This is a genomic window from Odoribacter sp. N54.MGS-14, from assembly GCF_000980295.1.
Lineage (GTDB): Bacteria > Bacteroidota > Bacteroidia > Bacteroidales > Marinifilaceae > Odoribacter > Odoribacter splanchnicus.
The window spans coordinates 25,472-42,024 of sequence record NZ_LARL01000023.1 but is presented as its reverse complement, the minus strand read 5'-3'; the positions used below and the strand labels follow the sequence as shown (position 1 = coordinate 42,024).

The following is a 16,553-nucleotide window of genomic DNA, read 5'->3' as shown; positions in this document are numbered from 1 at the left end:
GGCCGAGCGAATATAGTCCATACAACGTAGCCCGTACGCCTTATGGGAAGGATATCCTGGTCGAATTGGTGCAAGCCTGCGGGGAGGAGGGAATGGATATTCATTTCTATTTTTCGGTCATGGACTGGAGTCATCCCGACTGGCGGTATGACATCGGAAGTCGGGAGGACAGCATCGCTTTCCGCCGTTTTCTCGCTTTCATGGACAATCAGTTGAAAGAACTGGCTACCCGCTATCCAAGCGTAAAGGACTTTTGGTTCGACAGGACATGGGACAGCAGCATAAAGAAAAATGCCTGGTGGACGGTATATGCCGAGCAGATGCTGAAAGAGCTGGTCCCGGGGGTGACGGTAAATAGCAGACTGCGGTCGGACGAGTATGGCAAACGGCATTTCGACAGTAACGGTCACCTGATGGGCGGCTATGAATCGGGCTATGAAAGACGGTTGCCCGATGCGGTAAAGGATCTACAGGTTCCCCGGAGGGACTGGGAAGTGTGTATGACTATACCGGAAAATCAGTGGGGCTATCACAAAGACTGGTCGCTGAGCTATGTGAAAAAAACTGTAGAGAGTATCGGGTACATCGTACATGCCGTATCCATGGGGAAAATATGGCTGTGAATTTTGGGCCGCAGGCCGACGGCGACTTCCGTCCTGAAGAGAAAATGCTCCTGCGGGAACTGGGAGAGTGGACCGAGAAATACGGCAAATGTATTCAAGGATAAACAGAAATGGCTGGACTTCATTAAAACGGAGGGACTGAAAGGAGGGGCAGTTATTGGCCGGCGGTTGGAGCAAGATTACCAAAGATTACGGGAATCCCGCAGTTTATGGTTTTTGACAAAAAAGGAAATATCGTGTCGGTGGATGTTCCCCGTCCTTCTTCCCCGGAATTGAAAAAGATGCTGGAAAATGAAGAATCGCGATTAAAACAGATAACGTAAAAAGTGCTTTATTGTTGATGGTATTCCTGACGGCCTGTACCGGTGTATGGGCCGACACAGTGACCATTCTGATAAAGGAGGGAAGCGGTCGTATATAACAGGCTGCGGGGACGCGGACGAACTTGTTTTCATGGGCCAACCGATTGTCAGGCGGAATGAAACGGTGCTTAGGAATTGTTCAGACTGTTGTGGGGAAACTGATGGATGTCCGGGCGTGATAATTTGCAAATTTTGTATCACTTTTACTCTCTTTTACAGGTACTATTTAAGTGAATTTACACTATATTTGCTCCGGAATGGATTTGATCGCTGCTGTAAATAAGAAAGATTACAAATTATTCGGGGCATTTTTCAAAGAAAATTTCCCCTTTCTTGTCATGTTTGCAGATAAGTATGTCAATGATATGGATATGGCTGCGGATATTGCTCAGGAGGCTTTTATCCAATTATGGCGCTTTAAAGGGGAATTCGTATCGCCAGAGAAGGTAAAGGGGTTTTTGTATACGACGGCCCGGAATCTGGCACTGAATCACATTAAACACAATCAGATTGTAGACGAACATTTAAGACTACAGGAGAAAGATTCTGTACTCTTTTTCCGGAACCAGATTATTGAAGAAGAAACTTATCAGCTTGTCCATAAAGCAGTTGAACAGCTGCCCAAGCAATCTTGTAAAATAATACAATTAAGCCTGCAAGGGTATTCGAATCAGGAGATTGCAGATCAATTGAATATATCCATCAATTCTGTCCGTACCCTGAAACAAAGTGCTTATAAAAAGTTAAGAGGCATTCTGAAAGAGCATTTCTATTTGTTACCTCTAATGTTAAAAATGAATTTTTTTTAACCTCCATTCGTCTTTTTTTTCTTTTCAGTTGTTATTAGACTTGAAAAATGTTCGATTAAATTAGTTGAAAGTTTATAAAGTTCGATTCTTTTTGCGGGAATCCGCAAAAAGAATAATTGCCAGATGATAATTGACAATTGACAATTGTCTGGAAGCTTTGCTTCCATTAGAAAATAATAAGAAAAGAAAAATGAAAAAGAGAACGAAGAATAGAATCATTGATTATCAAACAAATAAAGAAGAAACCACCGGTTTGGAAATATGTGGTCAATTGTCATGCGACAATTGTCAATTAACTAAGTGCCCTCAGGGGGCAATAGCTTTTTAAACTTTACGAACCTTTTTATGGTGAATATCGCAGCATATCGGCGCATATATGAATTGATTGCCAGGCAGATCAGCTTCGGTTTAAATCCTGCTGAAGAAGAAGAATTGGAATGTTGGCTGAAAGAATCGGAAGAAAACAGGCTTTTGCATTCCCGGCTTACTGATCCTCATTACCTTATCCGGCAGGAAGAGAAGAGGAATTCGGTTGATGTGGAAAAACATTGGCGAATAGTTCGTAATCGTTTGACTGAGAGTAAAAGCAATAAGGGCTTATCCGGTCGGTATTGGAAATATGCAGCAATTATCATGTTGTTATTGGGAGGAGGAGTGTTGGGATGGTTTATGCAGCGGGAAGAAAATGTTCCTGTTGATGTGACGCAACAAATTCATCCCGGTATTTCAAAGGCCCGTCTGGTATTGGCCGATGGGAAAACTGTCGAGTTGGAGAAAAGAAATGGAGATACCCAATTGATCGATTGTGACGGTATGCTTATCAGTAACGATTCTTGCGGTTTGAAATACAACGGCCAAATAGAAATGCCGGTAGCAGACTGGCATACCCTGGAAGTTTCTAAAGGGGGAGAATATATAATGACTTTGCAGGACGGAACGGTTGTTTGGTTGAATTCAGAAACGAAAATGAGGTATCCGGTACAGTTTTCCGGACAGAACCGGGAAGTTTGGCTGGAGGGAGAAGCTTATTTTAAGGTAGCGAAAAATGAGAAACAGCCTTTTGTAGTAAAGACTGAAAATATGGATGTGAGGGTATTGGGTACCGAGTTTAATTTAAAGGCTTATGCCGATGAAAAATGGGTACAGGCTACTTTGGTACGGGGAGAAGTGGCTGTATTTACGGGGATGGATAAGTCTGTCCGGAATACGTTGAAGCCTGAACAACAGGCTGAGTGGGATATCGAAAAAGGAAAACTGGACGTGAAAACAGTAGAGCTCGATCTTTATATTGCGTGGAAAAACGGACAGTTTGTGTTTCGTGGACAACGTCTGACAGAGATCATGACTGTTTTAGAAAGATGGTATGATTTCGAGGTTTGTTATCAGGCGGATTGGATCAAAGAAGTTGAATTTGCGGGTAAATTGAATCGTAGTGCTTCTATCGAACCGATATTGGATGTCATTCGCTCGACTCATAAAATAAATGTAAATACAAGAGGTAAAACAATTGTATTTAGTGCAAAACAATAATTTTTAAACCAAACAAACGATGAACAAAATGCAAACAATCCACCCTTGGTTGGTGTGGAGAAGAAAAATTCTGATGACAATGAAATTAGGTGTGTGCTTTTTGTTGTGTACAGTGTTTCAGGTGTCGGCCCGTGTCACTGCACAAAATGAAAGAATGAATTTCAAGATGCATGATGCCTCCCTGAAAACTATTTTATGGGCACTTGAAAAGAAAAGCGAAATGGTTTTTTTCTATAGTGTTAAGGATATCGAACAGGTGACCGGAATTGATGTCGTGGCAGAGAATAAAACTTTGGACGAAATTCTGAGTGAGGTGTTGAAAAATACCGGTATCACTTATGAGGTTACCCATAATACGGTCGTGTTGCGTAAAGGGAAGGTAAATGCTGCTTTGCCTCAGAGTAAAACATCGGAAGTGACAGGTAAAGTGACTGACCGTTCGGGTAGTCCGCTTCCCGGAGTAACTATTTTAATCAAGGGTACCTCCCTGGGAACAGTAACAGATACCGAAGGGATTTTTAAGATCGCTTTGCCGCAAAAGAAAGATGTGGTGCTGGTATTTTCATTTATCGGAATGAAAACACAGGAAATAGTGCTGAAAGATGACAAACCTTTAAAAGTGGTGATGCAGGAAGATGCAAAAGAAATAGATGAAGTGGTCGTTACCGGTATTTTTAACCGTAAAAAAGACAGTTTTACCGGAGCTTCTGCAACTTTCGACGGGGAACAGCTGAGATCGGTGGGTACCCAAAACGTTATCGCCAGTTTAAAAACACTGGATCCTTCATTTAATGTACTTGAGAATAATGAGTTCGGTTCCGACCCGAATAAATTACCGGATATTGAAATCCGGGGAAAATCAAGTCTGATCAGTACCCGGGATGAATTGAGCGAGGACCCGAATCAGCCCTTGTTTATTCTGGATGGTTTCGAGTCTTCGCTGGAAGCTATTTATAATTTGGATATGAGCCGGGTTGCTTCGATTACTATTTTGAAAGATGCTGCTTCAACGGCCATTTACGGTTCGAAGGCTTCAAATGGAGTGGTGGTAGTGGAAACCATCCGTCCCAAATCGGGTAAGTTAAATCTGGCTTACAACGGAAATGCCAATGTTTCATGGGCTGATCTGAGCAGTTATAATTTGATGGATGCCAGTGAAAAATTGCGTTTTGAAAATTTGGTCGGCAGGTATGATGCATCGAATGATGTTGTGAAAGATGTTGAATTGAAAAAGTCTTATTATGATAAATTGGCCGATATTGCCCGCGGAGTAAATACTTATTGGCTGTCGGAACCTCTGCGGGTTGGCCTGAATCACCGGCATTCCCTCTATGTAGACGGCGGTGAAGGTGCATTTATGTTCGGTATCGGACTGGCATATAATGGGATTACCGGTGTAATGAAAGAATCCAAACGGGATAATATCAGCGGAAATATCGACCTGACTTACCGGCTGAAGAAATTTCAGTTTATGAATAAGTTTGATATGAACAATACGGACAGCAAGGATCCGATTGTCGCTTTTTCCCAATATGCCGACGCTAATCCTTATTATACGAAATACAATGAGAACGGCGAAGTGGAAAGGTGGCTGGAATATACGGATTATATTAAAGCTGCCAATCCGCTTTACAATGCTAAGCAGAACAGTTATAACAAGGGAAACAATTTGTCGTGGTCGGATAAGTTTATTGTAGAATATACTCCTGTCCCGACCTTGAAATTACGGGCTCGGTTCGGTTTTACACACCAGAGTACTCAGGCGGAAGCTTTTTATTCTCCTCTGGATACCCGTTTTGCCGAAACGGATTTCTCAGAACGCGGTTCGTATGGCAATACGGAAACACAGAGCAATAAGTATGAAGGAGAATTTACGCTTACTTATGCCAAAGTATTGAAAGAAGTACACCAATTCAATATCGTATTGGGGGGGTACCTTTCTGCTTTAGAGGCGAAATCGCAAGGATATTCGGCTATCGGTTTTCCGGTAGGAGATTTCACACTTCCTTCTTTTGCCAACAGTTATCCGGACGGAGGTTCCCCGGCTTATAACGAAAGTACGACACGTTCGGTGAGCGGGTATGTGATTGGAAATTATGCTTATGATAACCGTTATTTGCTCGATTTCAGTTATCGTGTCAACGGTTCGTCGGTATTCGGGACTAATAAGCATTATATCGGTACGTGGGCTGTCGGTCTGGGATGGAATTTGCACCATGAAAAATTTATTGCCGACCATTTTGACGGAATTTCCATGTTGAAGCTGAGAGCTTCCATCGGTAATCCGGGGAATCAGAATTTTTCTTCTTCGGCAACCATTACTACGTTCCGTTATAATTTCAATTCCTTTAATTATTTCGGAATGACCACTTCGCTGGCTCAGCTGGGAAATCCTGATCTGGAATGGCAGACAACCCTCGATAAAAATATCGGGTTCGATATTACGATTCTGAATAACCGTCTGACCCTGACCGGAGACTATTATTATAAGACAACCGATCCTTTGCTGATCGCTATCTCTATGCCGCCTTCTTCGGGAGCGACCGACAATATGACTTATAAAAATTTCGGCAAACAAACCTCCAAAGGTTTTACGGCATCGGCTACGTATTACATTATTCGCCGGATGAGCGAGCGGATCTGGTGGTCGGTTCGGGGTAATCTGCGGCATGGTTCCAATGAGCTGTCCGGTATCGGCAATCGTCTGGAAATGTATAATTCGCAGGAACGTGAAGGTGATAACAGGTCGACAAAACGGTACTATGACGGCGCAGACCCCGATGATATCTGGGCTGTACGTTCGGCAGGAATCGATCCCTCCACCGGACGGGAACTGTTTATTAAGAAAAACGGGGAATTGACTTATGATTTTTCATATGACGATGAAGTGGTGGTGGCCAACAGTCGTCCGAAGGTGGAAGGGGTACTGGGTACCAATTTTTCCTGGAAAGGTTTTTCTTGTAACCTGGATTTCCGCTATCGGGTGGGCGGTCATTCGTTTAATTCCGTTTTATTTAATAAAGTAGAAAACATCAGTACGAATTCGCTGATATATAATCAGGATAAGCGTGCTCTTTATGACCGTTGGCAAAAGCCGGGCGATAAGGCTCAGTTCAAGAATATCGCCAATTCGACATCCACTCCGATGTCTTCCCGTTTTGTACAGAAAGACAATTCATTGAGTCTGGAGGCTTTGAGGATAGGATATGAATTTTCTCCTGAGTTGGTTCATAAATGGGGGCTTGGCTCGTTACGTTTGAATGCCTATATGAACGATATATTCCGCCTGTCGACCATCAAGATGGAACGGGGTACTTCCTATCCTTTCGCACGCAGTGTGTCTTTTGCCATTTCATTAACTTTATAAATCCGATATCATGAAAAAATATAGAATCGTTTTTCCGCTTCTGTTAAGCTGTATTTTATGGTACAGCTGCACCGACTGGCTGGATTATAAACCGAGTGATAAACAGAGTGAGGAACAGCAATTTTCTTCCAAAGATGGATTTTATGCTGCTGTTAACGGGGTTTATAACCGAATGTCCGGGAACTCGCTTTACGGGAAATATCTGAGTTATGACATGATCGATATTCTGGGGCAATATTACGCTGTGGAGCAGTCGGATGAAAGTGATTATTATAAATACTTGCGGGCCCTGACCGAGTGGGATTATTCGAACGAGTCGGTTACAGGCGTACTGAGCAGTATATGGAACGAAGCCTATTCGACGATTATGAATACCAATGTGGTATTGAAGAACATCGAGGATGATGCTGTAAAGGACAAGGTATTACCGGAGCGGGAATATAAAATGCTCAAGGGCGAGATGCTGGCTGTCCGTGCAATGCTGCATTTGGATATGTTGCGTTTGTTCGGGCCGATTATGGCGAAAAATCCGGATGGACGCGGTATCCCTTACAATGAAAGCACCGATCCGCAAATCCTGTCCATTATGCCGGCCGGTACGGTACTGAAGGACTATATTATCCGCGATCTTACAGAAGCCGAAGCTTTACTGCTGGCCTCTGATCCGGTACTTACCGAGGGACCCCGTGCAGAATACGATGAGGTGAGTCAGGATAACTCCATGCGCTATCGGCAATTGCGTCTGAATTACTATGCGACGGTCTTGTTGACGGCCCGGGCTTATCTGTGGGGGGGAGATTACGGCAATGCCTTGACCGAAGCACGCAAACTGACCGATGATCCTCAGGTCAGGAAGTTCTTCCCGGTGGTTGAGTCGGGTAAGTTGTTAGGGAACAGTTCCGACCCCGACCGGATGTTTTCGACCGAGTGTTTATTCGGGTATTACAATAAAAACAGAGGATTGATTTATGACTATTCTTTTGGAGGAGGTAATACCGGAAAAGCTTTGCTGATACCCCGTACCGGATATGTAGATGGTATTTTGTTTTACAAATACGGGGGATATTGGGTCGGAGACTGGCGTTTCCAGTCGCAATGGGCCAGCGGAACCACTTTGGAAGGAAATGCGAGCTACCAAATGGTAAAATTCAAAGAAATTGCGGATCAAAAACGGGATGAGGTGACCAATAATAAAGATGAAAACCAGTTATTGCAGGCTCAGAAATTTTACGGAACCTTTTGTTCGCTGATCAAGCTTAGCGAAGCGTATTATATTGCAGCGGAATGTCTCGGTACGACCGGTTCCGAGGTGTACGATCTGCCGACTGCATGGACCTATTTGAACCGGATGTTCGTTGACCGGGGTACCAATAACTGGGGAACAGGAAACGGAGAGAGCTTTTTACAGGATTGGCTGACCTTGGAGTATATCCGTGAATTTGTCGGAGAAGGTCAGAAGTTCTTCTATTTCAAGCGTCGGAATATGGGATTCGATAATGATTACAACGGACGAAAAGAAGTAAAGGTGATGACTAATCCCGGCATACCAATGTTTGGAATACCTCCGACATACGATTATAAAGATAAAGCAACTGATGAAGAAAAGGAAGAACGCTTTGTACTTCCGTTGCCGAAAAGTGAATTGGATAACCGTTAAATACAGACATATGAATAGAATAAACAAATGGATATGGGTTGCCGCCATGGCAGGAATAAGTATCGCCTGCCAAAAAGAAAACGTCGGTTTGTACAACCGTGGTGACAGTATGGTATATTTTCAGGTACAGAATTTTTCAGGAAGTAACGGCGCCGAAGGATATACCACGAGGACTAATTTTTCGTTTGTCGATTATGCGGCAGCTTATACCTCAGTAGTATTCAATGCCAAAGTGAAGTTGCTGGGCGAGGTAAAAGATTACGACCGGGCCCTGAAAGTCGTTGTCGACGAAGAGCAAACGACGATGACTTCTTATGATGCTGTAACGAATCCCGATGGAGGATATATGATGGATTTCGATACGCTGAAAATCAAGGCCGGAAGCAACGAGGGAACTGTTGGAGTCCGTTTCATGCGGAATGCTTCCATCAAAAAACAGGTGGATACATTGGTCTTGAAATTAGAGGCCAACCAATATTTTGAGGTACTCAATGCTTATAAATCCAGCAATGTGTGGAGTAATACGACGGCAGATACGATAGACGGAACCCGCTATACATTTCTGATCAGTGAAATTTATACGCAGCCGAGTCGGTGGGGGGATGTTGCTGCCGATCAGTATTTCGGAAAGTGGAATCCGGTCCGATATGCCTATATCAATGGCTTCTTTGGCTTTACGACAACGGATTGGACTTGGGCCACCGGCAAAGTCAGCAAAGGACGGATGCCTTTTTACGCCCGGGAATTGCAGTCGGAATTGCAACGGAGAGCAGATGAAGGTGATCCGGTATACGATGAAGACGGCTCTTATATGCAATTGCCGGATGCTTATCGTGTGGATTACTCGAATGTCGTGTTAAAACCTTAAAATATAGAAAAAATGAATATATTGAAAATTTCGCGTCTGAGCATGTTGTGGTTTTGCCTGTTGGCAATAGCCTGTGCGGAAGACAAAGGAAATTATACGTATGAAGATAAAGCGGTCATTACGATAGATAGCATTTCATCAATGCTGTCGGTATTGGCCAATGCGGAATATATCGATTTAAAACCGGTGGTTACTTCCAATTTGGAAGGAATTATTGATGAGCGGAATACGAACTTCGAATTTGCTTACCAAAGGAAAAATTCGGAAGGTGAATGGGAAGAAGTTGCCAATACGAAAGACCTTCATATGTTAGCTGCATTGGAGTCCGGCAGGCATGCATTTTTGTTCTCGGTAACCGATAAACGGACGGAAGTAAAGACCCTGAAATTGTTTTATGTCAATGCAACGACCATTACCTCGGAGGGATGGATGTTGCTTTGCGATGAAGGATCGGAAGAACGGATGCGTTTAGATATGCTGGCGCAGATTTCTGTGGACCGGATTGTTCCGGCTTATGATGTAATCCGGCGAAAGGATGGAGTACCGGAACAGTATCACGCTGCGAATATAGGATTCTATGCCACTGGAAGTGCTACCGGTAACCGGATTATTGCAATGTCCGAAGATGCGGCTTACTGGCTGGAGACAACAGATTCTAAAGGTGGCGGAGAATTTCTTGATGTAGAGAGTTATCATGAATTGAAATCGGCAATGTTTCTGGCCGCTACTGACGATCATATTGTAAATTTTGTGTCAGTGCCTTATAAAGGACTCTATAAACCAGAGCACGATGCTGTTATCTGCGTATCCCGGGAAGGAAATGTCTATGCCTGGAATACGGTGGAAGTAGAAACGGGATTCGAGTATCCGATTAATACTTCCGTCCGGGGAGGAACGCCTGAATACAAGGTGGCGCCTTATGTCGGGACTACGCTGAAAAGACCGTTGTCATCCGACTTTGGTATCGCCTTGTTGTTTGATACGGATAATCATCGTTTTGTTTACTGGAGTGGTGAAGGCGCTACAGGTAGCGATGTCGCTGGAAAAAAGCAGGTGTTGCATCCGTTGGAAGATCCGGAGAATAAAAATTTTAGTTACAATACGGGAAATATGGATTTGGTGTGTATGCTTAACACCTCTTTTTCCGAAGGAATGGTGTATTGCATTATGCAGGAAGATGGCAAGCGGCATATTTATGAGGTGAATTTGGGAAGCGGGGAATTTAAACAAGGGGCCTGCCATTTGGATGTTATGGCGGAAAATTTTGCCAATGCCACTTGTTTTGCCGCCAGTTCCCAGTATTATGTGATTTATTACGCTTATGGAAATAAAGTCTATGCTTACAATGTGGGATCAGGGGTTTCCGAACCGGTGATTACTTTAGAAGGCGAAGAGATTACCTGTTTGAAGTTCAACCGCTATGATTATCCGTGGGGCATCGATGACTTGTGTTCGAAATATGACGATGAAATCAAAAATATATACCGAGACCGTGAAAATCAACTGATCGTCTGTTCTTACAAAAATGCCGTTACGGATAATAATGGAGGAATGCTGCGTTTCTATGATGTGAGCGGATCGGGTATGAAGTTGACCCTGAAACCGGGCTGGGAGTATTCCGGGTTCGCTAAAATTAAAGATGTGCGTTATAAAGAGGTCCGTTGAGAAACAGGAAAAACAGTGTGTGGTTTTATTTTTCTCTCATCACCGCATATTTACGGTGATGAGAGATTTGGGGGAGGGCAACAGAAAAAGGAGGCTATCTGGCTTTTGGGTCATCAGACAGGCTCTTGAAAGTCAGATACGGTTGAGCCGAAGGTAAATGGCCAACAATGAAATGAAAAAAGCAGCAATTTCAAATTGCTGCTTTTGTGATTCAGGCGGGATTCGAACCCACGACCTACGGCTTAGAAGGCCGTTGCTCTATCCAGCTGAGCTACTGAACCAACACTTTTACGGTTTGGCGGTGCAAATATACGCTTTAATATTTTTATTCCAAAAGAAATAATGTTTTTTTATTCGAAACTTCGGATGCTTTGTTGTTTATAAGCCGAATTAATTGGTTTATAAAGTCCGTCGATTTTATGGACTTTGAGCGACGAAGGAGCAACTTTAAGAACTAATTATAAGTCTGAACACGTTTCAGTGACTTTTCTGCACACTTTCATGGAAAGATTTATTTGCCGGAAAAAGAATGAAATTAAATCAGAACATCTTTTGATTTGTTTTTTTTAATCTTACCTTTGTTGAAAAGGAGTGAGTGAAGTTATGTAAAACACAGAATACGTGAATGTTTCATGCCTCTTGTTTGTAACTTATAATTAAATTTAACTTGACTGAAAGTTTTATTTTATGTTTGTTAGCTCTTAGTATTCATGTATATAGTTAAATTATGAGTAACGATCGTGTTTACTGTTGTAATAAAGAGGCAACCTGTAATAATTATGAACGGAGTGAGTTGGTCTTTTTTGAACAGGTGAAATTTGAGAAAGGTTTTGTATGGGAAAAATGGAAAACTTCGGGCATTTGCTGGATATTTTTATTAAGTGGTGAAGCTGGTGTGTCTATTGAAGACGAGGTGGTATTCGTTGAAGCCGGAGAGATGTTTTTGTTGCCTGCTTTGAAAGGTAAATTGAAAGCTTTTACTCCACTTGAATTTTTGTACTTTATTTCTGACCGTCCCACTGAATATTGCTTGAAAACAGTTTCGGAGCTTGGATGTTTGGAGGGGAGAGGGGAATTATTGGAAATCTTACCTTTAAACCAGCTGCTGAAAGGATTTGTGGAAATGTTGACGGTGTACCTGGAAGATGGGGTGGATTGCAGGTATTTGTTCGAAGAAAAACAGGAAGAACTATTTGTTTTGATGAAGTCTTGTTACTCTAAAGAACAATTGTCTTATTTTTTTTATACCCTTTCTTTGCACAAAGAGGGAGATTTGAAAAAATTGATCGAAGATAATTGTTTACATGTGAAGTCTGTGGCAGAATTGGCTCAGATCTGTGGTTATTCGGTCAGTAGTTTCAAACGGGCATTCAAAGAAATCTTCGATGAACCGATATACCAATGGATATTGGGCAAAAAGGCCGATCGGCTTAAAGAACGTTTGAGTGGAGAGGAGGTAAACCTCAAAGAGATTATTTATGAATTTGGTTTTTCTTCACCGGCTCACTTTACAAAATTCTGTAAAAAATGGTTGGGAATGACCCCGACAAAATTTATAGAAGAACAAAAAATGACGGGAGAACACATTGATCTATAAGTTGAAAATGGGAAGTGATACTGTTTGTTATATCAAATCTGATCTGAAGAATAAATTCTCTTATTTTAAGTTTGAAAAAGATACTGTTTTTCAAAGAAATAAGGCAGATAAAAATAATAATCTGGTTTTTATTCTTCATGGAGAAATGGAAGTGATCTATGGAGATTTGTATCCCAGGCTTATTTCCGATGGAAACATGATCTTGCTGACTCCCCTTTCCCGATGTGTATGTAAAGCCGTATCGACGGTCGAACTCATTATTTTGGGGTTCGGCACTTTGAATCATAGTTGTGATAAATATATCTTTCAAAATCTGACTCCTTTTTTCTCTTTGATAAAATATGAATTCCGGGAATTGGAGATTCGTGAATCACTCGACCGTTTTCTGCAATTAATGCAGAATTATGAACAAAATCAGGTTCCTATGGCTGATTTGGCTTCAAAAAAAATTCAGGAATTGTTTATTATTTTGCATGCTTACTATACTTCGGATGAATTGGCTATGCTTTTTTATCCTCTATTGGGGAAAAATATGGAGTTCAAAAAACTGGTCGTCGACTATTATCTACATGTAAAGAGTGCCGGTGAATTTGCAGAACTATGTGGATATAGCCAGGGAGTGTTTCAAAAGAAATTTAAAGATGTTTTCGGCGAGACGGTTTATCAGTGGATGCAGCGACAGAAAGCCGAATATATTAAACACCGCCTGATGACCAGTGAGGTAAACCTAAAGGAATTGGCTGACGAACTTAACTTTGCCTCATCCGTACATTTGAATAAGTTTTGTAAAATTTGGTTCGGAATGACTCCTTCTGAAGTGAGACAAACCTTTATTCTGAAAAAAAATCTGCGTTGAAATTGAATGTGTAAAAGATAATATTTTTTATATAAGTTAGAAATGGGACTGATCTCTTATATTTGTAACATCGGAAAGGGAGAACAGAGGGTAAGATTACTGGTTTGATATCTTTCCTTTAGAATCCGCAAGGAGCGTCGCAATAGGAGATAATTCATACACTCATACATCCCTTATTTGTACATACACAACAACATGATTGTCGAACAGTAATCTTCCTTTTGTTCTTTTCTTTTTTATACTTCTTCGAATAAAGATCACAAATAGCGGAAAATTTATCTTTTGAATTATTAGAGAATACTTGACCGATAAGTATTTCGGATTGATACCCGAATATTGAAATAATCGGGAGACGAATAAAAATAAAACCTGACTTTACGTCAGGTTTTCAAAGTTGTCCAACCAAGATTCGAACTTGGACAAACAGGACCAGAATCTGTTGTGCTGCCATTACACCATTGGACAGTATTTTGACGGCACAAAACTACGTCTTTTTTTGTCTTCTCCCAAATAAATCTGAAAAAAATAGTGCCGAAAGACTGGCTTTCTGAGGGTGAGTCATACAAATCACTATATCGGTATAATAGAAGAGGCGGCCCGGTGAAATCGATCAAATAGCCATCCTTCAGATGAGTGTGTTGGAAAGTGCTGATAATGGCGATAGGAGACTACTGAAATACTATTAGTAGGTAGTTTGCAATAATAATCCCTATTAATAGGGATTGTTGCAAATGGATTTACCGTCTATGTTTGCACAATTATTTGATGTTTTTAGTGTTTATTTGTTAAAACTTGCTTTAGGGTGCTAATTATTAATTAATTTATGTGGGTTATGAAGTGTTTTTATATTGGGGTCTATTTTATGGTTGGCAATATTCTTTTCTCTAACGGGCAGACAATTTCCGGGATTGTGAAAGATTCTTCTGATGATACGCCTGTCGCGGGAGTAAATATCGTAATGCCTTCTCTAAAAAAAGGGACGGGGACAAATGCCCGGGGCGAATTCTTTTTTAAAAATGTTCCTGCCGGGGAATACGAACTTCATTTTTCGTTTGTGGGTATGAAAGATGTCATCAGGAAAGTGAAGGTCGAGGCAAACAAAGACCTGAAGCTGGAGGTTTATATGCAGATGGATATGAAATCCCTTGACCAGGTGGTCGTTGCAGCTAAAGGGGAGAGGAAAGAGATCCATGACGTGAAACGCCAGGGGACCCCGGTTGCCGTTATTGATGGGAAACAATTGGCAGGACGCGGGACTACGATCACGGAGGTGTTGAATCACCAGACAGGGGTAAAACTACGGCAAACAGGTGGTGTCGGTAACCAAACAAAAGTTAATATCCGGGGATTGGAAGGAAACCGGGTTCAGATCTATATGGACGGTTATGCCCTGAATACCCCGGATGGTAGTTTTTCCATTAATGATATTCCTTTGCAATTCATCGACCGTATCGAGATATACAAGGGGATTGTTCCGCCTGAATTCGGGGGAGATGGATTAGGAAGTGCGATTAATGTGGTGACGATAGATGCCGAACACGGATATTATGATTTGTCGTATAGCTACCAGTCTTACGGCGTGCATAATCCTACGGCTTGTATTTCTCATTATTTTGATAAAGCAAATATGGCTTTTACTCTTTTTGCGGGAGGAACCTTGGCCAGAAATGATTATACAATCACTTCTCCTTATGTCAATGATTTGAAAATCAAACGGGATCATGACCGGTTGAAAATGGGAGAATTCGGGGCGACGCTTAAGTTTCCGGATCATTACTTTGACAAGGCCGAATTGGAATTTGTCGGGTATTACAGTTATAAAGAAACCCAGGGTATACAAACGAATATCCGTCATGCCCGGACAAAAATCTGGACGGCCGGTATAAACCCCAAGCTGGAGAAAAAACATTTTTTGTTCGGGAAGCTGGATTTGAAATTCAATGGGATGGTTACTTATACGCATACTGCTTTGATCGACACCTCGTCTTTCCTTTATGATTTTTATGGTGGCCGTGTTCCCAATACGTATGGCGGAGAAGTGGGATATGTCCCGAATTTGTCGGATGACGGGATGATGGATTATCGTTATAATCTGAACTTGCAATATCATATGATCCCGGACAGAATGCTGGTCAATATAAATAATGATTTCCGTTACGTGAGCAATAAAACCCGGGACACTGTTGCCGACCGTTTTCTGAAAAAGGATTATAGTGGCTTGAAATCGAATATATCGGGAATGATCAGTTCCGTCGCTTTACAGAACAAGTGGTTTCAAGGACGTTTGACATCGGTGCTGACGGGACGGCATTATTATTATCGTTTAGGAGGGAAAACAGTGAACCTGGCTTATCCGGGGGATGCCGTTCCGGCAGAGACGCATAAATCCGATCAGTATTGGGGGTATAGTCTTGCTTTGAAATACGATTTATCTTCTCATTGGCTGGTGAAATTTGCCTTGGAACATAATTTCCGCCTTCCCCGTTACGAGGAGGCTTTGGGGGATCGTGTAACGACGCTGACAAGTACGGAACTAAAAGCCGAACAAGCTAATAATTATAATCTGGGTATCATGTTCGACCGTTACTATAATGCAAATTCCCGTTTACAATTCGAGTCGAACGGGTATATCATGCAAGTGAAGAACATGATGTATCTGACCTCTGTTGTGGGGTATTCCAAATACCAGAATCTGGGTGAGGCTCTGTTGTACGGAGTGGACGGTGAAATCAAATGGGATATTGACCGTAACTGGTTTGTATCATTTAATGCTACCTGGCAGAAATCTTTGGATTATTCGAAATATATAGCGGGAACAAACACCGAGAGTGAGACCTATAAAATGCAATTGCCTCATATCCCGATTCTCTTTTTCAACTGGATGCTGGATTACCGGAAGGATAATCCCTTTGGGGGTAAAGGACAGTATGCCAGGGCGTATTACGAGGGCGGCTACACGGATAAATACTATTATGGATATGAGCTTAGCCGCCATCAGGATTATAAGATACCTTCTGCTTGCCTGCACACGGTGGGGCTGGAGTACGGGATCATGAACCGGAAAGTTTTGTTTGGCGTGGAATGCCATAATCTGTTTGATACGGATGAGATGACTAATTTCAATTACCCGCTGGCGGGCCGGACAGTCATGGCGAAGATTCGGTTCACGACGTTAAAATGGTAATTTGCCTGATCATTTTAATTTGAAGTATATAAATA

Annotated in this window: 9 protein-coding genes, 2 tRNA genes and 1 pseudogene; 10 read left to right on the top strand and 2 right to left on the bottom strand. The window is 42.0% G+C overall.

Annotation, left to right across the window (positions count from 1 at the left end; all coding sequences use genetic code 11):
* From WS42_RS06885 to WS42_RS06855, 7 genes and pseudogenes are all read left to right on the top strand, one after another.
* Nucleotides 1-724: pseudogene (locus WS42_RS06885) on the top strand (alpha-L-fucosidase); the annotation flags it as partial.
* Nucleotides 725-1,242: 518 nt separating this feature from the next.
* A complete protein-coding gene (locus tag WS42_RS06880) occupies nucleotides 1,243-1,794 on the top strand; it encodes an RNA polymerase sigma factor (RefSeq protein WP_022160458.1) in 552 nt (183 codons plus the stop codon).
* A 345-nt stretch (nucleotides 1,795-2,139) separates the two neighbouring features.
* Nucleotides 2,140-3,324 (top strand): FecR family protein, encoded by a 1,185-nt coding sequence (locus WS42_RS06875; protein ID WP_022160457.1) that lies wholly within the window; start codon nucleotides 2,140-2,142, stop codon nucleotides 3,322-3,324.
* 19 nt (nucleotides 3,325-3,343) lie between these two features.
* The gene (locus WS42_RS06870) at nucleotides 3,344-6,691 is read left to right on the top strand and encodes a SusC/RagA family TonB-linked outer membrane protein (protein WP_022160456.1); all 3,348 of its coding nucleotides are present in this window, start codon (nucleotides 3,344-3,346) and stop codon (nucleotides 6,689-6,691) included.
* A 10-nt stretch (nucleotides 6,692-6,701) separates the two neighbouring features.
* Nucleotides 6,702-8,348: a RagB/SusD family nutrient uptake outer membrane protein gene (locus tag WS42_RS06865; RefSeq protein ID WP_046404563.1), complete on the top strand. Its 1,647-nt coding sequence runs from the start codon at nucleotides 6,702-6,704 to the stop codon at nucleotides 8,346-8,348.
* A gap of 10 nt (nucleotides 8,349-8,358) precedes the next feature.
* Nucleotides 8,359-9,216 carry a DUF4843 domain-containing protein gene (locus tag WS42_RS06860; RefSeq protein ID WP_013611312.1) on the top strand — a complete coding sequence of 286 codons (858 nt, stop codon included), beginning with the start codon at nucleotides 8,359-8,361 and terminating at the stop codon, nucleotides 9,214-9,216.
* A gap of 12 nt (nucleotides 9,217-9,228) precedes the next feature.
* Nucleotides 9,229-10,881, top strand: a complete 1,653-nt coding sequence (locus WS42_RS06855; protein WP_046404566.1) for a PKD-like family lipoprotein — start codon at nucleotides 9,229-9,231, stop codon at nucleotides 10,879-10,881.
* A gap of 207 nt (nucleotides 10,882-11,088) precedes the next feature.
* On the opposite strand, the gene WS42_RS06850 is transcribed toward WS42_RS06855, so the two are convergent.
* A tRNA-Arg gene (locus tag WS42_RS06850) sits at nucleotides 11,089-11,162 on the bottom strand.
* A 446-nt stretch (nucleotides 11,163-11,608) separates the two neighbouring features.
* On the opposite strand from WS42_RS06850, the gene WS42_RS15395 reads away from it, so the two are divergent.
* Nucleotides 11,609-12,478, top strand: coding sequence for an AraC family transcriptional regulator (locus WS42_RS15395; RefSeq protein WP_013611310.1), 870 nt, complete (start codon nucleotides 11,609-11,611; stop codon nucleotides 12,476-12,478).
* Nucleotides 12,479-12,485: 7 nt separating this feature from the next.
* Complete coding sequence (locus WS42_RS06840; RefSeq protein ID WP_046450894.1) at nucleotides 12,486-13,334, top strand: helix-turn-helix domain-containing protein; 849 nt, start codon at nucleotides 12,486-12,488, stop codon at nucleotides 13,332-13,334.
* Nucleotides 13,335-13,728: 394 nt separating this feature from the next.
* Here WS42_RS06840 and WS42_RS06835 read toward each other — a convergent pair.
* Nucleotides 13,729-13,799: transfer RNA gene (locus WS42_RS06835), tRNA-Gln, on the bottom strand.
* A gap of 367 nt (nucleotides 13,800-14,166) precedes the next feature.
* Between WS42_RS06835 and WS42_RS06830 the strand changes: the two genes are divergently transcribed.
* On the top strand, nucleotides 14,167-16,518 hold the full coding sequence (locus tag WS42_RS06830; protein ID WP_217799626.1) for a TonB-dependent receptor: 2,352 nt from the start codon (nucleotides 14,167-14,169) through the stop codon (nucleotides 16,516-16,518).
* Nucleotides 16,519-16,553: the final 35 nt, after the last annotated feature.